This window comes from Saccharothrix stipae, assembly GCF_054781895.1.
In genome coordinates, this window is sequence record NZ_BAAGTN010000007.1 from 656,978 (window position 1) to 681,616 (window position 24,639).

The 24,639-nt window shown below is 70.8% G+C and carries 20 protein-coding genes; 11 read left to right on the plus strand and 9 right to left on the minus strand.

Annotated elements, in window-relative coordinates; translation table 11 throughout:
- Positions 1 to 30 precede the first annotated feature (30 nt).
- The 9 genes from chvE to ACYVLT_RS15780 all read left to right on the plus strand — a co-directional run bounded on the left by chvE (position 31) and on the right by ACYVLT_RS15780 (position 10,777).
- Complete coding sequence (gene chvE / locus ACYVLT_RS15740) at positions 31 to 1,143, plus strand: multiple monosaccharide ABC transporter substrate-binding protein (protein ID WP_461120916.1); 1,113 nt, start codon at positions 31 to 33, stop codon at positions 1,141 to 1,143.
- Between the two features lie 11 nt (positions 1,144 to 1,154).
- On the plus strand, positions 1,155 to 2,681 hold the full coding sequence (mmsA, locus tag ACYVLT_RS15745; protein ID WP_461120917.1) for a multiple monosaccharide ABC transporter ATP-binding protein: 1,527 nt from the start codon (positions 1,155 to 1,157) through the stop codon (positions 2,679 to 2,681).
- On the plus strand, positions 2,678 to 3,898 hold the full coding sequence (gene mmsB / locus ACYVLT_RS15750; RefSeq protein ID WP_461120918.1) for a multiple monosaccharide ABC transporter permease: 1,221 nt from the start codon (positions 2,678 to 2,680) through the stop codon (positions 3,896 to 3,898). Before mmsA ends, mmsB begins: the two co-directional genes overlap by 4 nt.
- A 232-nt stretch (positions 3,899 to 4,130) precedes the next feature.
- Positions 4,131 to 5,255, plus strand: a complete 1,125-nt coding sequence (locus ACYVLT_RS15755) for a hypothetical protein (protein WP_461120919.1) — start codon at positions 4,131 to 4,133, stop codon at positions 5,253 to 5,255.
- A 37-nt stretch (positions 5,256 to 5,292) separates the two neighbouring features.
- Positions 5,293 to 6,432 carry an ROK family protein gene (locus ACYVLT_RS15760; protein WP_461120920.1) on the plus strand — a complete coding sequence of 380 codons (1,140 nt, stop codon included), beginning with the start codon at positions 5,293 to 5,295 and terminating at the stop codon, positions 6,430 to 6,432.
- A gap of 235 nt (positions 6,433 to 6,667) precedes the next feature.
- Positions 6,668 to 7,699: a LacI family DNA-binding transcriptional regulator gene (locus tag ACYVLT_RS15765; RefSeq protein ID WP_461120921.1), complete on the plus strand. Its 1,032-nt coding sequence runs from the start codon at positions 6,668 to 6,670 to the stop codon at positions 7,697 to 7,699.
- Positions 7,700 to 7,743: 44 nt separating this feature from the next.
- The gene (locus ACYVLT_RS15770; protein ID WP_461120922.1) at positions 7,744 to 8,985 is read left to right on the plus strand and encodes an ABC transporter substrate-binding protein; all 1,242 of its coding nucleotides are present in this window, start codon (positions 7,744 to 7,746) and stop codon (positions 8,983 to 8,985) included.
- Positions 8,982 to 9,926: a carbohydrate ABC transporter permease gene (locus ACYVLT_RS15775; RefSeq protein WP_461120923.1), complete on the plus strand. Its 945-nt coding sequence runs from the start codon at positions 8,982 to 8,984 to the stop codon at positions 9,924 to 9,926. Before ACYVLT_RS15770 ends, ACYVLT_RS15775 begins: the two co-directional genes overlap by 4 nt.
- On the plus strand, positions 9,923 to 10,777 hold the full coding sequence (locus tag ACYVLT_RS15780) for a carbohydrate ABC transporter permease (protein WP_461120924.1): 855 nt from the start codon (positions 9,923 to 9,925) through the stop codon (positions 10,775 to 10,777). Before ACYVLT_RS15775 ends, ACYVLT_RS15780 begins: the two co-directional genes overlap by 4 nt.
- 81 nt (positions 10,778 to 10,858) lie before the next feature.
- On the opposite strand, the gene ACYVLT_RS15785 is transcribed toward ACYVLT_RS15780, so the two are convergent.
- The 6 genes from ACYVLT_RS15785 to ACYVLT_RS15810 all read right to left on the minus strand — a co-directional run bounded on the left by ACYVLT_RS15785 (position 10,859) and on the right by ACYVLT_RS15810 (position 19,598).
- Positions 10,859 to 13,546, minus strand: coding sequence for a lectin (locus ACYVLT_RS15785; RefSeq protein ID WP_461120925.1), 2,688 nt, complete (start codon positions 13,544 to 13,546; stop codon positions 10,859 to 10,861).
- Positions 13,547 to 13,745: 199 nt separating this feature from the next.
- Entirely contained in the window at positions 13,746 to 14,852 is a 1,107-nt protein-coding gene (locus ACYVLT_RS15790) for a pentapeptide repeat-containing protein (RefSeq protein WP_461120926.1), read from the minus strand.
- A gap of 47 nt (positions 14,853 to 14,899) precedes the next feature.
- Positions 14,900 to 15,856: a TolB family protein gene (locus ACYVLT_RS15795; protein WP_461120927.1), complete on the minus strand. Its 957-nt coding sequence runs from the start codon at positions 15,854 to 15,856 to the stop codon at positions 14,900 to 14,902.
- Entirely contained in the window at positions 15,853 to 17,064 is a 1,212-nt protein-coding gene (locus ACYVLT_RS15800) for an MFS transporter (RefSeq protein WP_461120928.1), read from the minus strand. The genes ACYVLT_RS15795 and ACYVLT_RS15800 overlap by 4 nt, the downstream gene beginning before the upstream one ends.
- A 67-nt stretch (positions 17,065 to 17,131) precedes the next feature.
- Positions 17,132 to 18,526: a CBM96 family carbohydrate-binding protein gene (locus ACYVLT_RS15805; protein ID WP_461120929.1), complete on the minus strand. Its 1,395-nt coding sequence runs from the start codon at positions 18,524 to 18,526 to the stop codon at positions 17,132 to 17,134.
- Positions 18,527 to 18,737: 211 nt separating this feature from the next.
- The gene (locus ACYVLT_RS15810; protein WP_461121135.1) at positions 18,738 to 19,598 is read right to left on the minus strand and encodes a LysR family transcriptional regulator ArgP; all 861 of its coding nucleotides are present in this window, start codon (positions 19,596 to 19,598) and stop codon (positions 18,738 to 18,740) included.
- A 72-nt stretch (positions 19,599 to 19,670) separates the two neighbouring features.
- On the opposite strand from ACYVLT_RS15810, the gene ACYVLT_RS15815 reads away from it, so the two are divergent.
- A complete protein-coding gene (locus ACYVLT_RS15815) occupies positions 19,671 to 20,288 on the plus strand; it encodes a LysE/ArgO family amino acid transporter (RefSeq protein ID WP_461121136.1) in 618 nt (205 codons plus the stop codon).
- 4 nt (positions 20,289 to 20,292) lie between these two features.
- Here ACYVLT_RS15815 and ACYVLT_RS15820 read toward each other — a convergent pair whose 3' ends face one another.
- Positions 20,293 to 21,366, minus strand: a complete 1,074-nt coding sequence (locus ACYVLT_RS15820) for an epoxide hydrolase family protein (protein WP_461120930.1) — start codon at positions 21,364 to 21,366, stop codon at positions 20,293 to 20,295.
- 114 nt (positions 21,367 to 21,480) lie between these two features.
- On the opposite strand from ACYVLT_RS15820, the gene ACYVLT_RS15825 reads away from it, so the two are divergent.
- Positions 21,481 to 21,870, plus strand: a complete 390-nt coding sequence (locus ACYVLT_RS15825; RefSeq protein WP_461120931.1) for an MmcQ/YjbR family DNA-binding protein — start codon at positions 21,481 to 21,483, stop codon at positions 21,868 to 21,870.
- Positions 21,871 to 21,913: 43 nt separating this feature from the next.
- Here the strand turns inward: ACYVLT_RS15825 and ACYVLT_RS15830 are convergent, their stop codons facing one another.
- Together ACYVLT_RS15830 and ACYVLT_RS15835 are read right to left on the minus strand one after the other, a co-directional pair.
- Complete coding sequence (locus tag ACYVLT_RS15830; protein WP_461120932.1) at positions 21,914 to 23,110, minus strand: hypothetical protein; 1,197 nt, start codon at positions 23,108 to 23,110, stop codon at positions 21,914 to 21,916.
- An 8-nt stretch (positions 23,111 to 23,118) separates the two neighbouring features.
- Positions 23,119 to 24,630 carry an alkaline phosphatase D family protein gene (locus ACYVLT_RS15835; RefSeq protein WP_461120933.1) on the minus strand — a complete coding sequence of 504 codons (1,512 nt, stop codon included), beginning with the start codon at positions 24,628 to 24,630 and terminating at the stop codon, positions 23,119 to 23,121.
- Between the last annotated feature and the right edge of the window lie 9 nt (positions 24,631 to 24,639).

The window sequence follows — 24,639 nt, forward strand, 5'->3', positions numbered from 1 at the left end:
ACCACCGCCACCCCCGAGGAGATAGAAACAATGAAGTTTCCACGGTTCGCCGCCGTCACCGTGGCGGCAGCCCTCACGCTGTCGGCCTGCGGTTCGGCCGAGAAGACCGGTGACCAGCAGTCCGGGTCCACCGAGGGCGCCCTGGTCGGCGTGACCATGCCGACCCGTTCGTCGGAGCGCTGGATCCACGACGGCGACAACATCAAGAAGGCGTTGGAGGAGAAGGGTTACAAGGTCGACCTCCAGTACGCCGAGAACGACATCCCGACGCAGGCCAACCAGCTCGAGAACCAGATCACCAAGGGCGCGAAGCTGCTCATCGTGGCCTCGATCGACGGCACCGCGATCACGTCGCAGCTGCAGCAGGCGCAGGACGCCAACATCCCGGTCATCGCCTACGACCGGTTGCTGCGCAACACCGACAGCGTCGACTACTACGCCACGTTCGACAACTTCAAGGTCGGCGTGCAGCAGGCGACGTCGCTGCTGACCGGGCTGAAGGTGCTCAAGGCCGACGGCACCCCCGGTGACGCGAAGGGCCCGCTGAACATCGAGCTGTTCGCCGGTTCGCCGGACGACAACAACGCCACGTTCTTCTTCAACGGCGCGATGTCGGTCCTCCAGCCGCACATCGACAAGGGCACGCTGGTGGTCAAGAGCGGCCAGACCGACTTCAAGACGGTCGCCATCCTGCGCTGGGACCCGGCCACGGCCCAGAAGCGCATGGAGGACCTGCTGACCTCCACCTACGGTGGTGCGCAGGTGCACGGCGTGCTGTCCCCGTACGACGGCCTGTCCATCGGCATCCTGTCCGCGCTCAAGAGCAGCGGCTACGGCACCGGCGGCAACCCGTACCCGATCGTCACCGGCCAGGACGCCGAGGTCGCCTCGGTGAAGTCGATCATCGGCGGCGAGCAGTACTCGACCATCTACAAGGACACCCGCGAGCTCGCGGCGACCACCGTGAAGATGGCCGACGCCGTGCTCAAGGGCGGCAAGCCCGAGGTCAACAACGAGAAGGACTACGACAACGGCAAGAAGGTCGTGCCGTCGTACCTGCTCGAATCGGTGATCGTGGACAAGGGCAACTACCAGAAGGTGCTCGTCGACAGCGGCTACTACACCGCGGATCAGCTGAAGTAGGTTTGCACACCATGTCCGACGAAATCCTGGTGATGCGCGGCATCACCAAGCGGTTCGCCGGGGTCACCGCGCTGCACGACGTCACGCTCGCCGTGCGGCGCGGTGAGATCCACGCGATCTGCGGTGAGAACGGCGCGGGCAAGTCCACGCTGATGAAGGTGCTCTCCGGCGTGCACCCGCACGGGTCGTACGAGGGCGAGATCGTCTTCGAGGGCGAGCCCTGCTCGTTCGGCGGCGTCCGTGACAGCGAGCGGCGCGGCATCGTGATCATCCACCAGGAACTGGCGCTGTGCGGTCAGCTGTCCGTCGCGGAGAACCTGTTCCTCGGCAACGAGCGGGCCAAGCGCGGGTTCATCGACTGGAACCGCACCAACCACGCGGCGGGCGCCCTGCTCGCCCGCGTGGGCCTGCGGGAGAACCCGACGACGCCCGTGCACGACCTCGGCGTCGGCAAGCAGCAGTTGGTGGAGATCGCCAAGGCGCTGGCCAAGGACGTGAAGCTGCTGATCCTGGACGAGCCGACCGCGGCGTTGAACGACGACGACTCCGCGCACCTGCTCGACCTGCTCGACGGGCTGCGCGACGAGGGCATCACCTCGGTGATCATCTCGCACAAGCTCAACGAGGTGACCCGGATCGCCGACAGCATCACGATCCTGCGCGACGGTCGCACGATCGAGACGCTGCCCGCGAAGGACGTGACCGAGGACCGGATCATCTCCGGCATGGTCGGTCGCGACCTGGAGCACCGCTTCCCGCCGCGCACGCCCAAGATCGGCGACGAGGCGCTGCGGATCGAGGGCTGGACCGTGCACAGCCCGTCCCAGCCCGACCGGGTGGTCGTCGACAACGCCACCCTCGTGCTGCGGCGCGGTGAGATCGTCGGTCTCGCCGGCCTCATGGGCGCGGGCCGCACCGAACTCGCGATGAGCGTGTTCGGGCGGACCTACGGCGTCGGCATCTCCGGCCGGGTCGTCAAGGACGGCCGCGAGATCGACACGCGCACCGTCCGCAAGGCCATCGAGCACGGCCTGGCCTACGTCAGCGAGGACCGCAAGCGGTACGGGCTGAACCTGATCCAGGACGTCAAGCTCAACGTGTCCGCGGCCGGGTTGGACAAGCTCGCGCCGAGGGGCTGGGTGAACGAGAACGAGGAGCACTCGGTCGCCGAGAAGTACCGCCGCTCGATGAACATCAAGACGCCCAGCGTCGCCACCCCGACCTCCTCGCTGTCGGGCGGCAACCAGCAGAAGGTCGTGCTGGCGAAGTGGATGTTCACCGACCCGGACGTGCTGATCCTCGACGAGCCGACCCGCGGCATCGACGTCGGCGCGAAGTACGAGATCTACTCGATCATCAACGACCTGGCCGACCAGGGCCGCGCGGTCCTGGTGATCTCCTCCGAGCTGCCGGAGCTGCTCGGCCTGTGCGACCGGGTGTACGCCCTGTCCGAGGGTCGCATCACCGGTGAGCTCGACCGCGCGGACGCGACCCAGGAACGCTTGATGCACCACATGACCCAGGGACAGACCTCATGACCACCAAGACCGCGGCCACGCCGGCGGCGAAGCAGGCCGGGCCGCAGCGCAGGTTCACGATCAACCTGCGCCAGTCCGGCATCTACATCGCGTTCGCGCTGATCGTGGTGCTCTTCACGGTGCTGACCGACGGTGCTCTGCTGACGCCGCAGAACATCTCCAACATCATCGTGCAGAACTCGTACGTGCTGATCCTGGCCATCGGGATGATCCTGGTGATCATCGGTGGGCACATCGACCTGTCCGTGGGCTCGGTGGTCGCGCTGACCGGCGCGATCTGCGCGGTGCTGACCGTGCAGATGGGTCTGCCGTGGCCGCTCGCGGTGCTGATCACGCTGCTCGCGGGCGCGGTGATCGGCGCGGCGCAGGGCTACTGGGTGGCGTTCTTCGGCATCCCGGCGTTCATCGTGACGCTGGCGGGCATGCTCGTGTTCCGCGCGCTGACCCTGACGGTGCTGGGCAACCAGGGCATCGGGCCGTTCCCGGACCAGATCCGCACCCTGGCCAACGGCTTCACCGAGGGCTACCTCGGCAACGTCGGCCTCGGGGCGCTGGGCGGCGCGGACCTGGTCAGCCTGCTGGTCGGCGTCGCGGTGGTGGCCGGGTTCGCGTTCAACCAGTGGCGCAACCGCAAGGCGCGGCTGAGCTACGGGCAGGTCGTCGACCCGTTCCCGATCTTCGTGGCGAAGATCGCGCTGGCGGCGGCGGTCATCCTGGCCGTGGTCGTGCAGCTGGCCCGGTTCCGCAACCTGCCGTGGGTGCTCGTGCTGCTCGCGGTGCTGGCGCTGGGCTACTCGGTGATGGCGAACAAGTCGGTGTTCGGCCGCCACATCTACGCCATCGGTGGCAACCTCCAGGCGGCCACGCTGTCCGGCGTGAAGGTCAAGCAGGTCACGTTCTGGGTGTTCGTGAACATGGGCCTGCTGTCCGCGCTGGCGGGCGTGATCTTCGCCGGTCGGCTCAACCAGGCGGGCCCCACCGCGGGCAACGCGTTCGAGCTGGACGCGATCGCGGCGGCATTCATCGGCGGCGCGGCGGTCCAGGGCGGCGTGGGCCGGGTGGTCGGCGCGATCACCGGCGGCCTGATCATGGGCGTGATCAACAACGGCATGTCGCTGATCGGCGCGCCCAGTGAACAGGTGATGCTGGTCAAGGGCCTGGTGCTGTTGGCGGCCGTCGCCTACGACGTGTGGACCAAGCGCCGCGGGCGCGCCTGACCCGCTGTACCGATCAAGGGCCTGCCTCACACCTGTGCGGCAGGCCCTTGACGTAGGTCGGTCACTTCGGATTCACTACCGGACAGGTCTGGGAACGCTCCCAGCTCCGACTCGGGCGGCGGCCCGTCACGTCCCTCGGCGGGCCGCCACCGTCCACCCCTCCCGGCAGATGACCAGCACGATCTCCGCCGCCAAGTAGGAAAGCGCTTACCAAGCCCTAGGAGATCCCCACATGAAAGCACTACTCGCCGTGTCAGCGTTGACAGCGGCGCTACTCCAGGTCACCACCGCCCCGGAGGCCCAGGCCGCCTGCGGCGACGGCTCCTACCACGCCGAGGTGACCGGGTCCGGCAGCAGCTTCACCGCCCGTCGCGGCGGCAGCACGGTCTACACCGGCAGCAGCCTGCGCGCCGCGATGCAGGCGGCCAACGACAGCCTCACCGCGAACCGCACCTCCAAGGAGCGGATCGTGGTCCGGGCGTCCGGCTCCATCCCCGCGGGCGAGCGGTACTCGATGCGCAGCTACACCACGATCGACCTGTGCGGCACCATCAACGTCACCGGAACCGGCTCGGGCGACTACGCACCGGTGTACGCGCGCGGCGTGCGTGACATCGAGGTCCAGAACCTCACCCTCACCGGCACCCCGCTGTACGGCATCTTCATGCGCAACGTCACCAACGTGGTGATCGGCAACGTGAACATGCGCCTGTCCAGGGGTCTGGGCGTGCGCATCGACAACCGCGGCGACACCAGCCAGTGGACCCGCAACGTCCGGATCGACTACGCCTACGTGCAGGGCGCCAGCTCGCACGCCGTGGAGACCTACGGCGTGGACGGCCTGACCATCGGCACGGTGGTGGCGCGCGGCGTCGGCGAGTCGGGCCTGCTGCTCAACCAGACGATCAACGCCACCGTGGGCACGGTCGACGCCGAGAACGCGGGCACCGGCACCGGCTACGCCGCGTTCCGCACCGCCAACCGCAACGGCCGGATCGGCAGCAGCTACCCGATCAACGTCCGGGTCGGGCAGGTCATCGCCCGCGGCGGCGGCCGGGGCATCTTCTGCGTCTCGGAGAGCGGCGGTCTCCAGGTCGACCGGATCACCATCTCCAACACCGGCAACAACTCGATCCTGATCGAGAACTGCTACAACGTGAACATCGCCGCCCAGGGCGGCAGCGTCACCGGCGGGGGTGAGATCCGCCTGGCCGCCCGCAGCGAGTTCCCGGTGACCAGGGACATCCTCATCCAGAACCTGACCGTCACCAACTCGGCCATCACCGAGAGCCCGTGCGGCACGAACACGACGTTCCGCAACAACACGCTGGTCAACAGCAGGCAGAACATCTGCTAGCGATCCGGCCGGGACGGGGCCCGGGTATGTTCGGTCGGTGACCTCGGGAACCGACCCTCGCACCGCCCCGTCCTGGCCGGACCTGCCCGAGGTCGCCCGCGACGTGCTGCTGGAGGTGCTGATCCACGGCGCCATGCCCAGGGCCGAGATCGCCGCCCGCCTCCACCTGTCCCGCCCCACCCTCACCAGGGTGACCCGCACCCTCGTGCTGCACGGCCTGCTCGTCGAGGGCGAGACCCAACTGCGGTCGTCCACCGGCAGGCCGTCGGAGATGCTCCACGTGCGCGGCGAGTCGCACCACTTCCTGGGCGTGAAGCTGACCGCGGACCGGCTGTTCGCCGCGGTCACCGACCTCACCGCGACGGTGGTCGAGACCGTCGACCAACCGCTGCGCTCCGCGGACCCCGCCGACGTGGTCGAGCAGGTCGCCGAGGTCGCGGCGGCGTTCCCGGGCCTGACCGCGATCGGCGTGACGCTCGGCGGCATCGTGCGCGACGGCGTGGTGGTCGAGGCCGGGTTCCTCGGCTGGGCGGACGTGGCGCTGGGCGAGCAGGTCGCCGCCGCGACCGGCGTGCCGACCGCCGTGGACAACGACGTGCAGGCGTTGACCTCGGCCGAGCACTGGTTCGGCGCGGGCGCGGGCCTGGAGTCGATGGTGCTGATCACGATCGGCGCGGGTGTCGGCTTCGGCCTGATCGTGGACGGCCGGCTGGTGCGCGGCGCGCACGGCCTGCCGCCCCGGATGGCGCACATCCTGGTCGACCCGAGCGGGCCGCTGTGCGGTTACGGTCACCGCGGCTGCGCGTCGAGCTACCTGATGACGCACGTGATGCTGCGCCAGCTCGACGGCGGACCGACCTACGACGAGGCCGTGGCCCGGGCGCTGGCCGGCGACCCGGACGCCAAGCGGGTCTTCGACAACGCGGGCTACGCGCTGGGCGTGCTCATCGGCACCGCCGCGAACTTCATCGACCCGCGGAAGGTGCTGCTCACCGGCGACGGCCTGCCGCTGTACGAGGTGTCCGAGCAACGCGTGGCCGAGGGGATCGCGGCCGCCTACGAGGCCGACCCGGCCCTCATCGACCTGGACGTCCAGCCCTTCGACTTCGACGAGTGGGCCCGTTCGGGCGCCGCGCTGGCCATCCGCGCCACGCTGACCAGCCGAACGCGCCCCTGAACGCGAAAGTTATTTCCGGTAAAGCGCCCCTGAACGCGAAAGAGTTGCGTTCCGGTCACGCGACCGTCCCACTCCTTGACACGATGGTGTGGCCCGCGACACAGTACCGCCCGTTTTGAGCGGTCAAACGGCCGTCGAAGTGTCCGGACGAGTGCGCTCCGTAACGACCGCGACTTGAGCACGAAACAGCGCCGATGAGCACCGAACCAGTCGAACCGGGGGAGGGGAGCAGGCCATGGCGCGTCCCGGCGGTCCGGCGACGATCCGCCAGGTGGCGCTGCACGCCGGTGTCTCCCGCCAGACCGTGTCCAACGTGCTCAACGCGCCGCACCGGGTCGACCCGGTCACCCGGGAGCGCGTCGGCACGGCGATCGAGGCGCTCGGCTACCGGCCCAACCGCAACGCGCGCAACCTCGCGGCCCGCCGCGCCGGGCTCATCGGCTACCGCGTGCCGGTCCAGGACACCCCCAACTCGTTCATGGACCGGTTCCTGCACCTGCTCACCGCCGAGGTCGAGCGCTCCGGACGGCACGTCATGCTGTTCACCGGCGCCGGCGTGGACGTCTACGCGGACCTGGTCGCCCAACGCGCCGTCGACGCGTTCGTGCTCGCCGACACCGTCGAGCACGACCCGCGCCACCGGTGGCTGGCCGACCACGACGTGCCGTTCGTGTCCTTCGGCCGCACGTGGTCCGGGTGCCAACCCGGCTCGTGGGTCGACCTCGACGGCGCCGCCGTCTGCCACCGGTTGGTCGACCTGCTGCACGACCTGGGCCGCAGTCGCATCGCGTTCGTCGGCAGGCGTGGTGTCCCCGGTCAGTTCCTGGACCGGTTGCGCGGCTGGAGAGCCGGTTGCACCGCCCTCGACCTGCCCTCGGACCGGCTCGCGTTCGCCGAGGCCGACACCGTCGAGGCGGGCGGCGCGGCGATGCGCGACCTGCTGGACTCCGAAGTCCCTCCGGACGCGGTGATCGCGGTGAGCGACCCGCTTGCTGTAGGTGTGCACCGTGAAGTGCGCCGCCAGGGGCTCCGGCCGGGGACGGACGTCGCGGTGACGGGTTTCGACGACTCACCGATGGCGTCCGTTGTGGACGGCGGTCTCACCTCGGTGCGGCAACCCGTCGAGAGGTTCGCCCGCACCGCGGTCGGCCTGCTGGACAGCGCGAACGGCGATCGGGGTGTGTTGCTGCCGGGGCGGATCGTCAGCCGCGGCAGTGCCCCGGTCCGCTTGACAGAGCAAGACGTGAACGAAGGGGAGTCTGGGTAATGGGTGTTCGGACAACGGCGTGGCGGGCAACTGCGGCGCTGGGTGTGGCAGTACTCCTGGCTTCGTGCGGCAGCGAAGGCGACGGGGGCGGCGCGCAGCCCGGCGGTGCGCTCGAAGGCCGGGGCGAGGTCACCTTCGCCACCGGCAAGGACACGTCCGGCAACATGCAGAAGCTCGTCGACGAGTGGAACGCCTCGCACGCGAGCGAGCAGGTCCGGATCATCGAACTGCCCGAGTCCGCCGACGCCCAGCGCCAGCAGATGGTGCAGAACGCGCAGGTCAAGTCCGACGCCTACACGATCCTCAACCTCGACGTGGTGTGGACGGCCGAGTTCGCCGCCAACCGCTGGGTCGTGGAGCTGCCCGCGGACCAGTTCGACCTGGGCAAGTTCCTCCAGCCCGCGGTGAAGACCGCGCAGTACCGCGACAAGCTCTACGCCGCGCCGGTGTACTCCGACGGCGGCCTGCTCTACTACCGCAAGGACCTCCTCGACGCGGCGGGCGTGCAGCCGCCGAAGACCTGGGCCGAGCTCACCGCCGCCTGCCAGGCGGTCAAGGCGACCCAGCCCGCGATCGGCTGCTACGCCGGTCAGTTCGAGAAGTACGAGGGCCTGACGGTCAACTTCGACGAGGCCGTGCACTCCGCCGGCGGCGAGGTGGTCGACTCCGCCGGCAAGCCGGTGGTCGACTCGCCCGAGGCGAAGGCCGGGCTGGACACCCTGGTCACCGGCTTCCAGCAGGGCATCATCCCGGAGAAGGCCATCACCTACAAGGAGGAGGAGGGTCGCCGCGCGTTCCAGGCGGGCGAGCTCCTGTTCCACCGCCAGTGGCCCTACCAGTGGAACCTGGCCGGCAAGACCGACGGCTCCTCGCAGGTCGCGGGCAAGTTCGACGTCGCTCCCCTGCCCGGCGTCAAGGGACCCGGCAGCTCCACCCTCGGCGGCCACAACTTCGCCATCTCCGCGTTCGGCAAGAACAAGGCCACCGCGCTGGACTTCATCAAGTTCTTCACCGCCGAGTCCGCGCAGCGGTCCAACCTGCTGGCCACCTCGCAGGCGCCGACCCTGGCGAGCCTGTACGACGACGCCGAGCTGATCAAGCAGTTCCCGTACCTGCCGACGCTGAAGGAGTCGATCCTGTCGGCCAAGCCGCGCCCGCAGGCGGTCCGCTACGGCGACGTCACCCAGGCGATCCAGGAGGCCGCCTACGCCGCGTTGACCGGCGAGAAGACCAGCGACGTGGCGCTCAAGGACCTGCAGGCGAAGTTGCAGGAGCTGCTGAAGTGACGGCGGTCGCCCATCGCGCCCGAGGCCGCGCCGGGAGCGCGACCTCGGGCGCGGGGCGACTCGCCGCGGCGCTGCTGTCACCGACGTTCGTGGTGCTCGGACTCGTGGTCGGGTACCCGCTGGTGGCCGCGCTGCGCGAGTCGGTGTTCCGGGACGGCACCGACCTCGACGAGAGCGGGTTCGTCGTCGAGGGCGCGCGGTTCGTCGGCGTCGACAACTACACCGCGATCTTCGTCGGCGAGTCGGCCGCCCGGTTCTGGAACGCGTTCGGCAACACCACCGTGTTCACCGTCATCACGGTGACCCTGGAGGTCCTGATCGGCGTCGCCATGGCGCTGGTGATGCACCACGCGATCCGCTGGCGCGGCGTCGTGCGGGCCAGCATCCTCGTGCCGTGGGCGGTGCCCACCGCCGTGTCGGCGCTGCTGTGGCGCTGGATCTTCCAGGCCGACGGCGTGGCGAACGCGATGATCGGCCAGCAGATCCTGTGGACCACCGAGGGCTGGCAGGCGAAGTTCGCGGTCATCCTCGCGGACGTGTGGAAGACCGCGCCGTTCGTCGGCCTGCTGGTGCTCGCCGGGCTCCAGATCATCCCGAACGACGTCTACGAGGCGGCCCGCGTCGACGGCGCGTCGCCGTGGCGGCAGTTCTGGCAGATCACGCTCCCGCTGGTCAAGCCGGCCCTGCTGGTGGCCGTGCTGTTCCGGGTGCTCGACGCGCTGCGCATGTTCGACCTGCCGTTCGTGCTCATCGGCAGCCGCAAGGAATCGGTGGAGACGCTGTCCATGGTGGCCTTCGACGAGGCGGCGAGCCTGAGGTTCGGACCCGCGGCCGCGTACGCGACGATATTGTTCGTCTACGTGGCCGTCACGGCCCTGGTGTTCGTGCGGTTGCTCGGCGCGGATGTCATCGGCGCCGCCAGGGAAAGGGCGCGCAGATGACCGCCACGACCCCGACCACCGGCAACGGCACGCCGTGGAAGCGGGTGCTGACCTTCGGCGGGCTCGGGCTGATCCTGGTCTACTGCCTGGCGCCGTTCTACTGGATGGCGGTGTCGGCGTTCCGCCGCCCGTCCGACCAGTTCGAGCTCACGGTGCTGCCCGCGCCGTTCTCGCTGGACAACCTGACCGCGGTGTTCGCGCCCGGCGTCGGCTTCGGCCGGTCGCTGCTCAACAGCCTCGTGGTCGCCGGCGTCACCACGATCCTCACGCTGGTCATCGGCGTGTCCGCGGCGTACGCGCTGGCCCGGTTGCACTTCCGGTTCAAGAACGCGGTCGCGGCGCTCATCATCGCCACCTCGATGTTCCCCGGCATCTCCCTGCTGGTGCCGCTGCTGGCGCTGTTCACCGACATCGGCTGGATCAACACCTACCAGTCGATGATCGTGCCCAGCCTGTCGTTCGCGCTGCCGCTGGCGGTGTGGAACCTGACGGCGTTCTTCCGGCAGATGCCCGAGGAGCTGGAGCAGGCGGCGATGATCGACGGCTGCACGCGCGGCCAGGCGTTCCGCAAGGTGATCCTGCCGCTGGCCGCGCCGGGCATCTTCACCACCGCGATCATCACGTTCATCGCGGCGTGGAACGAGTTCATCATCGCTTTGTCGATGGTCAACGACAGCACGATGCAAACTGCTACCGTCGCCATCTCCCGGTTCACCGGGGCGTACGGTTTCGACCAGCCGTTCGGCACCCAGATGGCCGCCGGTGTGATCGTGACCGTGCCGCTGGTCGTCGTGGTGCTGCTGTTCCAGCGAAGGATCATCGCAGGCTTGACCGCAGGTGGCGTCAAGTAGCCGCCTCGCGGTGTCAACGGCCGGTCGTCACGTGTTGGGAGAGCCGTGGCGACCGGCCAATCAACTCCTCCGCCAGTCCACTCAGGGCAGGCGCCACACCTGGGCGCCGGTGCCGTTGCAGTCGTGGACCTGGAGCTGGACGCCGTTCGCGGTGGTGCTGTTGGGGACGTCCAGGCACTTGCCGGACGGCGGGTTCACCAGGGTCGTCCCCTTCGGCCACCACTGCTGCGCGCCCGTGCCGTTGCACGTCCACAGCTGCACCTTGGTGCCGTTGACGCGCGCGCTGCCGTTGACGTCCAGGCACCGGCCCAGCGCCCGCAGCGTGCCGTCCGAGGCCACCGTCCACTGCTGTGCGGCCGACCCGTTGCAGTCCCACAGCCGGACCACCGCGCCGTCGGCGTTGGGACCGGGGTCGCCGTCCAGGCACTTGCCCGCCAGGCCGCCGACGGGACCGGTCCGCGCCGGGGTCGGACCCACGTCGAACGACGGCGGCGCGTCGGCGGCCGCCGTGCCCCAAGTGGACGGCGTGGCGCCGAGGGTGAAGTCGAGCGTGCCGCCCTGCGCGGTGAACGACGCGGGCAGCCACGGCCTGCCGGACGTGGCGCCGTTGACGCGCAACGACTGGACGTACTTGACGGTGTCGGAGGCGTTCGGCGCGGTGATCGTGATGGTGGCGCCGTTGCCGCGCCTGACCGTCGTGGTGGGGAACTGGGGACTGGCCAGCACCAGCTCGGCGCGACCGGGCGCCTGCGGGTACAGGCCCAGCGCCGCCCACACCGCCCACGACGACATCTCGCCCAGGTCGTCGTTGCCGACCAGGCCCTCCGGCGTCGGTGGGAAGAGCGACGTCAACGCCCGCCGCACGACGTCCTGCGTCTTGTGCGGCGCGCCGGCGTAGGCGTACGCCCACGGTGTGTTGAGCGTCGGTTCGTTGCCGAGGTAGGCGTAGGGCTTCTTCGGCCCGGCGTTGAGCTCGGTGAAGAAGGTGTCGAGGCGCGCGGTGACCGCGGTGTTGCCGCCCATCGCGTCGAACAGGCCCCGGTGGTTGTAGGGCACCATCCACGTGTACTGGGCGGCGTTGCCCTCGACGTACTCGTTCTCCTGCGTCGGGCTGAACCCCGGCCAGGTCAGGTTGGTGTTGCGCGGTTGCAGGTACTTGCCGCCCGAGTGGAACAGGTTGCGCCAGTTCTGCGCGCGGCGCAGGAAGTTCTCCGCCGTGGCGGCGTCGTCCAGCCTGGCCGCGAACTGGGAGATGGCGAAGTCGGCGCTGGTGTACTCCAGCGTGGTCGCGGCCGAGCCCCACACGTCGCCAAGACCGGTCGGCACGTACCCGTAGTCGTTGTACTGCAACCAACCGGGGCGCTGGCGGATGTCGTTGACGCCGGAGACCATGCGGCGCAACGCGTCGGCGGTGTCGAAGTCCGTGCCGCCGAACGCGTGCGCGGTGGCCACGATGATCGCCATCGGGTCGCCGTTCATCACGCCCGTGCCGCCGTTGGCGACCGTCCAGCGGTCGAAGTAGCCGCCCTGGGCGGCCTGGTTCACCGCGGACTGCGCGATGTCGGCGGCCTCGCGTGGTCCCAGCAGGGCGATCAGCGCGATCTGCGAGCGGTAGACGTCCCAGCCGGAGAAGTTCGCGTACTGGGTCCTCGTGGTGGTGTGGGTCTGCCGGTCGAAGCCCGCGTACTGCCCGTTGACGTCGCTGAACACGTTGGGGTGCAGCAGGGAGTGGTACAGCGCGGTGTAGAGGGTGCGGAGCTGGGTCGCGGTGCCGCCGGTGACGTCGATGCGGCCGAGCCACCCGTTCCACGCGGCGCGGGCGGCGGTGCGGACCTCGTCGAAGGACCGCGTGCCGGTTTCCGCGGCCAAGTTGGCCCTGGCGTTGTCGAGGCTGACGAACGAGATGCCGACCCGCGCGGTGACGGTGGTGGCGTTGAAGGACACGAACGCCGACGCGGCGAACGGCTGCACGTCCTCGGTGGTGGCCGAGGGCGTGGGCAGCTGTTGCGTCTGGGCCGTCTTGGGTGCGGGCGCGACGCCGCCCCGACTGGAGCCCTCGACCGCGCGGCCGCCCGGCGTCACCCGGCCGTCGGCGATGGTGGCGGTGGAGGCGAACGGCTGGTCGAAGGTGACGTGGAAGTGCAGCCGGTAGCGGTTGCCCGTGCCGCAGAACCCGCCGCTGTCGGTGAAGCCGGACAGGCTGTCGGTCCCGATGGTGATCGAGCCGCTCGCGGCGTTGAAGGCGCGGCCGGCGTCGACGGTGAGCGAGGCGCGTTGACCCGCGGGGTAGGTGAAGCGGGCGACGCCGGAGCGCTGGTTGGCGGTGAGCTCGGTGCGGATGCCGTTGTCGAAGCGGACCGAGTAGTAGCCGGGGGAGGCCTGCTCGGCCGCGTGGGTGAAGGTCGAGTGGGACGCGGGTGTGGTGCCGAGGGACGGCATGAACGGCACGGTGCCGAAGTCGCTGCACCCCGGGCCCGACAGGTGGGTGAGGCTGAAGCCGCGGATGCGGTTGTCGTCGTGGTGGTAGCCGCCGTGCTGGTGGGTCACCGTGTCGGGGCTCCACTGGAGCATGCCGAACGGTGCGACGGCGCCGGGGAAGGTGTTGCCCGCGCCACCGCCGTGACCGAAGTCCGGGCCGCCCGGCTTGGTGCCGACGAACGGGTTGACGTGCTGGGCGGGATCGGTGATGGCGTGTGCCGTGCCGGTCTGGAGCGGGACGGCGAGCGCGACGAACGTGAGTGCGGCGACAGCCGCGGAGCGGAGACGCATCTGAACCTCCGGCAGGGGTAGGAGGCCTGACAACGTTGTCAGATGACCATTCTCCCACCGGACGCGCAGGTCAGGAACCCGCTGCGCGGAGGAACGGTGTTGGGCCGGTGATGTCCGGTGGACAACGCGGTACTTTGTATGCAGTATCCTCTATACCTTCAGTGTAGACAGAATACAATTCGATCGGCGATCGGACCGCTCAAGCGGCGGTGGAGGGCAGCCGCAATCCGGCGGGCACGGGCGTTCCGGTCGGCCAGAGCTCGGCCACGGGCGGCGGCTGCCCCGCGTCGACCCTCGACAGGTCGACGACACCGCCCTTGAACCTGGCGCCGTCGAAGGACACCGCGCCGCCGACGAACCGGGCGCCGTCGAACGACACGATCCCGCCGGCGAACGTGGCGCCCGCGAACGACAGGCGGCCGGTGATCGTGGCTCCGGCGAAGGTGACGGTGCCCGCGTCGGTGAACGTGGCGCCGGTGAAGTCGCCGCCGTCGAACACGGCGCCGGAGAAGTCGAAGTCGTGGCCGCGCCAGCTGCGGGGGTCGTGCGCGGGCAGGTGGAGGTTGTCCCGGACGAGTCGGATGACGGTCAGCCGGACCTGCCTCTCCTGACCGTCCGACCGGGGCTCGTAGGGCTGGCGCAGGTAGGCGCACAGCACGTCGATGCAGCCCTGGCGTGCTTCGGGCGCGTCGTTGGCCAGCGCGGCGAACGCGTACACGCCCGCGGTGCGGACCGAGGCATCGGGCGCGCCGAGCAGCTCGGCCGCTTTGCCGTAGCGGTCGAGCAGCACCTTGCTGTCCTCGCGGTAGGAGTCCACCTCGTTGAGGTGCTGCCGGCGGTAGGCGACGGTCAACGCCACCACGGCGCCGATGCCCCCGACGACGGTCAGCACGACCTTCACCGCGTCGAGCCGGTCCTGGACGCTCCACGTCGGTCCGGCCGGTCGGCCGAGCACGCCCCACAGGACCACGCCCAAGCCCACCGCGACCGCCGCGGCCAGCGCCAGCAGCAGCGTCACGTGCGCGACCAGCGGCATCGCGGGCGTGCGCGGTCGGCGGCCCAGTGCCATCGCCGTCGTGCGTCGCCGACCGCCGGCCAGCAGCGCCACGCCGGCCAGCGCCAGGACCACCACCGGCCAGGACCGACCGGCCCAGCGTCCGGCCGCCATCGTCGCCTGCCACCACCATTGGGGCGTCAGGCTGACCACGGCGGCGATCAGTAACCCCGCCGCCACCACCTGACGCACCCGCGGCCTGCGGGGGAAGCCCAGGACGGCACGGCTCACCTGCACTGGCTGCTCGCTCATGCCGACATAGTGGCCGAGGCGCCCGGTGCCGGTGGCGGGAACGCCGCTCAGTCCATCGGTGCGGGCGAGTTGGCTTCGGGCACGAGCAGGACCGGTGTGCCGGAGCCGTCCGCGGGCACCGCCCAGACGTCGTTGACGCCGTCGCTGCGCTGGATGCCGTAGGCGATCGTCCGTGCGTCGACCCAGGCCGGTTGGTCGTCCACGCTGCGCGTCTCCGCGAGCGGCGTGACCGCGAGGGTCGCGAGGTCGAGTGTCGACAACCGCCACCCCTGCCCCGGGTCGCCGTTGATCGCCGCCTTGTAGGCGATGGACCGCCCATCGGGTGACAGGGAGGGGCACTCCACGTTGTCCGCGATCGACCGCAGCGTGCGAGCCGCGAAGTCGCCCTCCACCAGGTAGCGGTGCCCGCCGGTGGACATGGTGGCGTAGAAGCGGTTGTCGTCGGCGGTGAAGGTGACGCCCCAGAAGTTCCGGTCCGCGGCGGTGGTCACCGCACCGTCTACTGTGGACGTGAACTCCTCCAGCGAGGTGACCAGGGCGCCGGTTCTCGCATCCAGGATGCCGGTGCTGGTGGAGAAGCCGTTGGCGGCGTAGGAGTGACCGTCGACGAACAAGGTCCACGCCACCATCCGGCCGCTCGCCGACACGCGCGTCCGGTTCGGGAAGCCGGTCAGCGGCACGGTCCGCACCTCGCGCAGTCGGGCGTCCAGCACGGCCAGCTCGCCCGCCTTGAACGCGCCGACCGGCCGCAGGCAGGACGTGGTGCCGCCGGCGGTGTACACGCGGTCGCAGTGCTCGGACGTCACCTCGCGCGGCCCGTCGGGGTCGGACCGCGACACCGTCGAGAGCCGGCCGTTGCTCAGCACCATCAACCGCGGCCCGCTGACCGCGGCCGTCGCGACCTCGTCCGGCTCGGACTTCGACAAGGCGGTGTACGTCACCGCGACCCCGCCGAGCAGCACGGCGACGAGTGCGGTGATCAGGAGGCGGGTGCGGGTGGTCATGAGCGGCGTCCCAGGAGTGCGACGGTGGCGGCCAGCGTGAGCGCGACGCCCGCGGCGGCCAGGCGGGTGGCGGCCTCCGGGCCCCAGAACTGCCAGGCGAGGCCGAACAACACGGACGAGCCCAGGTACGCCAGGGCCTGTCCGCTCTGGATCAGCGCGATGCCGGTCGTGCGCATCCGCTCGGGCAGCAGCGGCCCGGCCAACGCCATCAGCACGCCGTCGGTCGCCGCGTAGAAAACCCCGTACAGCGCCACCACCACGACGACCAGCGCCCACCCGCCCAGCGGCCCGAACAGCAGCAGGTACGCCGCACCCAGCGCCACGTAGCCGCCGAGCATGACCGGCAGTCGGCCGACCCGGTCGGCCAGCGCGCCCAGCGGTGCGGCCAGCAGCAGGTAGACCAGGCTGGTGCCGACCGCGAGCAGCGGGAACCACCCGATCGACAGGCCCTCGCGCTTCTGCAGCAGCAGGTACACGAACCCGTCGCCGATCGTGGCCAACCCCAGCAGCGACGCCGCCAGCACCACGCGCCGCACCCCGCGGTCACGCCACAGGCCGCCGATCGCCTTGACCCGCACGGGTTCGGACGGCACGGGTGAGCGGTGGTCGCGCACGAACAGCACCAGGATCACCACGCCGAGCGCGGCGATGCAGAAGCTGGTCATGAACACCGAGTCGAACGACCCGCCGGCCAGGGCGAGCACGGCCAGCGCCACGAGCGGCCCGGCGAACGCGCCCATGCCGTCCATCGCCCGGTGCACGCCGAACGCCCGGCCGAGGTCGCCGGCCGGGGTGGACAACGTGATCAGCGCGTCGCGCGGTGCGGTGCGCAGGCCCTTGCCCGCCCGGTCGAGGGTGATCACCGCGCCGAGCGCGGCGGTGGAGCTGCCGGCCAGCAGGAGGCCCACCTTGGCGACGGCGGACAGGGCGTAGCCGAGGCCGGCCACGCGCTTGCGCCGGTCGGTCCGGTCGGCGAGGTAGCCGCCGACGAGCCGGAGCAGGGTGGTGGCGCCGGTGTAGACGCCGTCGATGACGCCGTAGGCGGCGGGGCTGAGCTGGAGTCCGACGACGAGGTAGAGCGGCAGGACCGCGGTGACCATCTCGGACGAGACGTCGGTGACGAGGCTGACCGCGCCGAGCGCGAAGACGTTGGCGCCGATCCCCTTCCAGCCGGCGGTCTTGGGACGGGTGATCGTGGACAGGTACACGGCGCACCTCCGAAGCGGGCGGGCGCCGCGCCCGGCCGGGGGACGACCGGGCGCGGCGGTCATCGGGTCAGTGACAGGCGGTGGTGCCGCTGTCGGTGAAGGTCTGGCCCGCCACGGGCACGAACTGCCAGTCGAAGCTGTTGCTGTGCAGGGTCAGCTTGAGCACGCCGTAGGCGGTGCTGTTGCGGACCTCGCTGTTGGGTCGGATGGTGCCGAAGCCGTAGTGGCTCGCGCCGCCCATGCCGGCGACGAACGTGCGGATGCCGCGGGTGGTGTCGAGGCCGCCGTTGGGGTTCTGCGGCGCGAACCGCTCGTACTGGTGGTTGTGGCCGAACAGCACCACGTCGGCGTTGTGGTCGTACAGCGCCTGGAACAGCGGGCGCGTCGAGGTGGAGGGGGAGTGGTTGGCGCCGGAGGTGAACAGCGGGTGGTGCCAGTACGCCGCCGTGCACGGCTTGGTGCTGGCGGCCAGGTCGGCGCGCAGCCACTGCTCCTGCGCGGAACCGGCGGCCATGCTGATGTTGGAGTTCAGCGACACGACGTGCCAGTTGCCGAGGTCGTAGGAGTAGTAGCCGCGACCGGACGGGCCGGCCTGCGCGCCGAAGTAGTTGTAGTAGCCGGTCGCGCCGCTGGTGCCGTAGTCGTGGTTGCCCGGCGACGGGCGGGTGCGGGCCTTGTGCCTGCCCCAGGTCGGGTCGTAGTAGTTGGCGAACTCGGTGGCGGTGCCGCTGTTGTAGACGTTGTCGCCGGTGGTGAAGACGGTGCCGGGGATGCCGTCGAGCAGGGCGGCGGTGGCGGTGTCGCCCGAGCCGGAGTTCGAGATGTCGCCCACGCCGACGAGCACGGGGTCGCCGCTGGGCGGTGGCGTGGTGGTGGTCGTGGTGGTGCCGGTGGTGACCACGAGCTGCGGCGCGGTGGCGCCGGTCTCGCGGGAGTCGTAGTCGGCGCCGTCGGTGCTGGTGGAGGTGACGCCGAAGCTGACCGTGCCGTTGGCCCGCACGTGCGGGGTCACGTCGACCTCGTACCAGGCGTTGCGGGCGACGGAGCCGAGCGTGCCGAGGGTGGCGCCGTCGATGGCGGGCTGGTTGTTCCAGGTCACGGCGGTCTCGGACCAGGTGGTGTCGGTCATGGCGCGGAACGTGCCGCCGGCCGGGCTGTTGGAGCCCGAGACGTCGTCGGTGTGCACGCGCAGCTTGGCGCTGCCGACGGTGCCGGAGACGCCGGAGACGGTGAACTTGAGGAACATCCGCTTGGTCGGCGAGCCGTCCACGCCGAGTTGGCCGGAGGTGCCGTGGTTGGTGCCGGTGGCGGAGTTGTCGACGTGGGTGTCGGCGGTCGGGGTGAAGGTGGTGGTGGCGGCCGTGGCTGCCGGCACGTGCCCGGAGGAGGCGATGGCGGTGAGGGTGGCGGCGGTGACGACGCCGATGGCGAGCAGGGCTATGGGTGCTCTGCGTGCTGACATGCGAAACCCTTCGTCTTGGAACGACGGCAGTGAGGGCTTGGCAGACAGTAGGGACGTTCGAACACTGCGTGGTGATGGTCGGGCGGCCGGGCGGTGAACGACCGGCGAACCGCTCACACGTACATCACTGATGGGTGTATCCGGCCTCGATGCGAGGACTGCTCGGTGCGGTTCGGGCTGCGGCGGGTTGTCCGACCGGGCCTGAGTGCGTTCAGTGCAGTTCCGCCGCCGCGGCGCGGAACACGGCGTCGGCGACGCGGGCCAGTGGCGGCGAGTCGAGCTTCCACTGCTGCCAGTGCAGCAGCACGTCCACGGGCTGGTCGGGCGCGAGGTGCACCAGCCTGCGGTGCGCGGCGATCTGGTGCTCGGTGAGCAGCGCCCAGCCCGCGCCCGCGACCACGGCGTCCTCGAACACGTGCCCGTCGGGCAGGTGGTGGCGGCGGGCGGAGGCGTTGTGGCCGGAGAGCTCGCGGCAGAACCGGTCCTGGAGGTCGTCCTTCTCGTCGAACACGATCACCGGCGCTTCGTGCAGCGGTCGGCCGTCGGCCAGCCACCGCCGGGTGAACCGCTTGGTGGCCACGGCGTGGTACCGGATGCTCCCGAGTGGACGGACGACGCAGCCCTGCACCGGCTGCGGTGTCGACGTGACCGCGCCGACCACGAGGCCTTGGCGCAGGAGTTCGGCGGTGTGGTCCTGGTCGTCGCGCCGCACGCTCAGGACCAGGCCCTCGTCGGTGGCCAGTTCCCGGACCACGCGGCGGAACCAGGTGGCCAGCGAGTCGGCGTTGACCGCGACCGGGATGGGGGTCGGGTCCTCGACCAGGCCGAGCGCCTCGCGCGCGTCGCGGTCCAGCAGGGCCTGCTGCCGCCCGTACCGGGCGATCACCGCACCGGAGTCGGTGAGCCGCGCGGGTTTCGAGCGGACCAGCAGCACCCGGCCGGTCCGCTGTTCCAGCAGCTTGATCCGCTGGCTCACCGCCGACGGCGTGACGTGCAGCGCTTTGGCGGCGGCGTCGAACGTGCCCTCGTCGACGACGGCCAGCAGGGTGCGCACGCACTCCGGATCGAGCATCACGAGTGCTAATGATACGTAAGAAACCGTAGCTGGTCTTATGCCCGGGTGCTTCCTAACGTCGACGGTGTGATGTACGCGCTGTTGGCCGGGCTCGGCACCGGACTGTCCCTCATCGTCGTGATCGGCGCCCAGAACGCCTTGGTGCTGCGCCAGGGCGTGCTGCGCCGACAGGTGCCCGCGATCGTGGCCATCTGCGCCGGTTCGGACGCGCTGCTGATCGCGCTCGGCGTCGGGGGAGTCGGTGCGGCGCTCACCTCGTGGCCGTCGGCCTTGACGGTGGTGCGGTGGGTCGGCGCGGTGTTCCTGGTCGGCTACGGCGTCCTGGCGGCACGGCGGGTGCTGCGCCCGGCCGCGCTGGACCCGGGCGGCCCGACCCCCGGTGCGGCGGGCGGGGTCGCGGCGGGCGCGGGCGCGGCGGTGATCGTCACCTGCCTGGCGCTGACCTGGCTCAACCCGCACGTGTACCTGGACACCGTGCTGCTGCTGGGCACCGCGTCCACCGGGTTCGGCGGCGACCGGTGGTGGTTCGGGGCGGGCGCGATCGCGGGCAGCGTGCTGTGGTTCAGCGCGCTCGGTTTCGGCGCGCGGTGGCTGACGGGTGCGTTCACGCGGCCCTCGGCGTGGCGGGTGCTGGACGCCGCGGTCGCCGTGGTGGTCACGGCGACCGGCGTCTCCCTCGTGGTGTAGACCGCTACGAGCGGCCCGCGAAGAAGGTCCGGATGTCCTCGGCGAGCAGGTCCGGCGCCTCCATCGCGGCGAAGTGGCCGCCCCTCCCGAACTCGCTCCAGTGCTCGATCCGGTACACCGGCTCTGCCAACGGCCGCACGGGCAGCACGATGTCGTGCGGGAACACGGCCACACCGAGCGGCGCGGGGCAGTCGTTCGAGCCGATGCCGGACTCGCGGGTCAGCCGGGCCGACGAGCCGGCCGTGCCGGTGAGCCAGTACAGCATCACGTGGGTCAGCACCCGGTCCACGTCGATCTCGGCGTCCGGGTCGGTCCACTCGGTGAACTTCTCCGCGATCCAGGCCAGCTGCCCGACCGGCGAGTCGGTCAGCGCGTAGGAGATCGTCTGCGGCCGGGTCGCCTGCAGGATCTGGTAGCCGGGCCGGTTGCGGATCATGGCCCTGGTCCGGTCCAGCCGCCGCTCGTCCTCGGCGGACAGCTCGACGCCCTCGACCGGCGCGGTGGGCAGGAAGTTCACGTGCACGGCCACCACGTGGTCGGGCGCGGCGGCGGCCATCGCCCGGGCGATGCCGGAACCCCAGTCGCCGCCCTGCGTGCCGTAGCGCCGGTAGCCCAGCCGGTCCATCAGCTCGGTGAACGCCCGCGCCACCCGGTGGACGTCCCAGCCGCGCGAGGTCGTCGGGCCGGACAGGCCGAAGCCGGGGATGGACGGGATGACCAGGTGGAAGTCCCGCGACAGCGGCTCGACGACGTCCAGGAACTCCAGCACCGACCCCGGCCAGCCGTGCACCAGCACCAACGGCAGCGCGTCGGCCTTGGCCGAGCGGACGTGCAGGAAGTGCACCCGCTGGTCGTCGATCACGGTGGTGAACTGCGGCAGTGCGTTCAGCTCCGCCTCGTGCCGCCGCCAGTCGTAGGCGTCGACCCAGTGGTCGACCAGCGCGCGGACCTCGGCGAGGGGGAAGCCGTAGTCGAACCCGGCGTCGGGCAACTCCTCGGGCCACCGGGTGCGCGCCAACCGGTCGGCGAGGTCGTCCAGGTCGGCCTGGGGGACGTCGAGGGTGAAGGGCGTGATCATGGTCCACAGCTCCGTTGGTCTCGCCAATGTTGGTAAGGCCAACGGTACAGCATAGACGTTGGTGTCGCCAACGATCCGGTGCGATGTCGGACCCCGGGCCTATCGTCTGGAGCCATGGCTGACTGGGATGACGTGCACCGCATCGCCGCCGCGCTGCCCGAGGTCACCGAACGCCCGTCCTACGACGACCGGCCCGCGTGGCGGGTGAAGGACAAGGCGTTCGCGTGGGACCGACCGCTGCGCAAGGCCGACCTGGCCGCGCTGGGTCCGACCGCGCCGGACGGCCCGGTGCTCGCGGCGAGCGTGCCGGACCTGGGCGCGAAGGAGGCGCTGCTCGCCGACGACCCGTCGGTCTACTTCACCACCCCGCACTTCGACGGCTACGCCGCGGTGCTGGTGCGGCTGGACGCGATCGACGTGGACGAGCTGGAGGAGCTGCTGACCGAGGCGTGGCTGTGCCGCGCGCCGAAGCGGCTCGCCAAGCAGTTCGAGGCCGACCGCTGACACCCGCGGCGCGCCCCGAGCAAGGGGGCGCGCCGCAGGTGGCTCACCAGGTGCTGTTGACCAGCCCGGTGCCCAGGTAGACCTGGTCGAACCCGTTTCCGTCGTTGTCGTCGGTGTAGACGACGGTGAGCTGACCCCAGGCGTCCACACCCAGCGCGGGCTCGTCCTGCCGGCCCGTCGCGGTCGACACCGTCGGTTGGCGGGGCAACCTGCCGGTGACCGTGCCGTCCGGGTTGAGGCCCTGCGACACCACGTCCTGCGCCTCCACCGACGACACCACGACGTTCAGCTGGTCGTCGATGCCGATCTGCGGGTCGGCGCCCGGCAGCACCACGTCGGCGGCGGTCCGGGCCGCGCCGCCCGCGGCGAACGACCGCACGCCCACCTGCGCCGTGCCGGTGTGGTCGGTCTCCCAGGCCACCGCGTGGTCGCCGTTGAAGTTCGCCGCCACCACCGGCCGCCGCTGCTGGCCGTCACCGCTCGCGTTGGCCACGCCCTGCGCCAGCTTCACCCCGCCGGACGGGGTGAGGATCTTGCGGCCGACGTTGAAGAACCCGTTGCCGTCACCGTCCTCGTCCCACACCACGATCGCGTTGCCCGCCGCGCCCATGGCCACGTCCGGCCGCTGGTGCGTGCCGCCGGTCGTGTGCACCTGCGCCTCGTACGTCTTCGACGTCACCGACGCGAACCCGGCGACCCGCACGGTCGCGTTGGTGGTGGTCTGCTTGTCCTCCCACACCACGGCGAAACCGGCGGTGTCGGGGTCGGCGGCCACCGCGGGGTTCAGCTGCTGCCCGGCGGTGTCGGCGTTGGCCCGCGCGGACCCGGTGACCGTGCCGCTGGTGTTCAGCACCCGCACCTGGATGTTGTAGAAGCCGTTGCCCTCGCCGTCGTCGGCCCACACGACGACCGCGGTGCCGTCGTCGTGCACCGCCACGTCCGGCTGCACGTGCCGCCAGTTGCCCGTGCCACCTGCGGACAGCTTCTTCTCGTAGCGCGACACGCCGTCCTTGAAAAGGCGGACCCACACGTCGCTGTGCACGGGGTCGGTGGGCGTGGCGTCGTCGCGGTCGTCCTCCCACACCACGGCGGTCCAGCCGTTGCGCACCGCGGCCACGGCGGCGTTGTCCTGGTCGCCGGTGGCGGTGCTGTTCGCGGCGGTCCACGTGACCGCCGCCGAGGCGGTGCCGGCGCCCAGCAGCATGAGCGCCGCGATCATCGGCGCCGCGGTCATCGTCATCGGCTTCTTCACGGCGCCTGCAATCCCGGGTTGCCCGCCTGGACGACGTAGCTCTGCAACGTCCGGACCGGGTAGTCCCGCGTGGTGACCCGGTCCAGGAACCGGAAGTCGACGTTCATCTGGGTGGGTGAGGTGACGGTGCGGACGTACCCGCGCAGGTTCTTGAAGAACTTCACGTGCGGGTTGAGGCTCGACAGGCCGGTGTCCGCGGCGCTGCCGTCGCCTCCCGAGGTGACCGACGTGGTCACCAGCTCGGTGCCGACCACCCGGTCCTGCGCGCGGTAGTCGTTCATCAGGTTGCCCGCCCACGACCGGTGCACGTCACCGGTCAGCACCACGGTGTTGCGCAGGCCCGCCGCGTCCCAGCCGCGCTGCAACCGGCCGCGGTTGGCGCTGTAGCCGTCCCACGAGTCCATCGACTTCGCGCCGTCGGCCGAGGCCAGCTTCTGCGCGAAGAACACCTGCTGGCCCAGGAAGTCCCAGGTGCCCAGCTTCTGACGCATCCCGTCGAGCAGCCACGCCTCCTGGGCGTTGCCGAGCAGGGTGCGTGCCGGGTCGTCGGCCTCCGCGCACACCTTCGTGCCGTCGCCGCACGCCTGGTCGTCGCGGTACTGGCGGGTGTCGAGCATGTGGAACGTGGCCAGCCCGCCCCAGCGGACCCGGCGGTAGAGCTGCATGTTCTCCGCGACCGGCGCCTGCGCGGCGCGCAGCGGCATGTGCTCGTAGTAGGCCTTGTACGCCGCCGCACGCCGCACCTTGAAGTCACCGGCGGGGGAGGTGTTGCCACGCACCAGGTTCGCGTAGTTGTTCTCCACCTCGTGGTCGTCCCACACGACCAGCCACGGCGCGGCGGCGTGCGCGGCCTGGAGGTCCACGTCGGTCTTGTACTGCGCGTGCCGCACCCGGTAGTCGGCCAGGTTCGAGATCTCCACCGCCGGGGCGTGCTTGCGCACCGAGGTGGTCGACGCGGCGCCCTCGTAGATGTAGTCGCCCAGGTGCAGGATCAGGTGCGGGTTCTCCTCGGCCATCCGCCGGTACGCGGTGAAGTACCCGGCCTCGAAGTGCGAGCACGAGGTGAACAGCATCGTCAGCGACGGGCTGGTGCCCGCCGCGGGCGCGGTGACGCCGCGGCCGACGGGGGAGATGTGCCCGCCGGCGCGGAACCGGTAGAAGTACTCGCGACCGGGCAGCAAGCCCGCCACCTCGACGTGCACGCTGTGCGCCCACGACTGCGCCGCGGTCGCCGTGCCGCTGCGCGCGATCTCGGTGAACCGCCGGTCCGTCGCGACCTGCCACTCGACCGCGACGGAGGCGCTGCCCATGCCGCCGAGGCCGTCGGCGTTGAGCGGGCTGGGCGCGAGGCGCGTCCAGATGACGAAACCGTCCGCGGCGGGCTCACCGGAGGCGACGCCCAACGTGAACGGGTAGGAGATGGCGTTCGCGGTGGTGGGCGCGAGGACCGTCACGCCGGCGCTCGCGATGCCGCCCGCGATGAGCGTTCGTCGGGTCAATGGGGACATCGGCTCTCC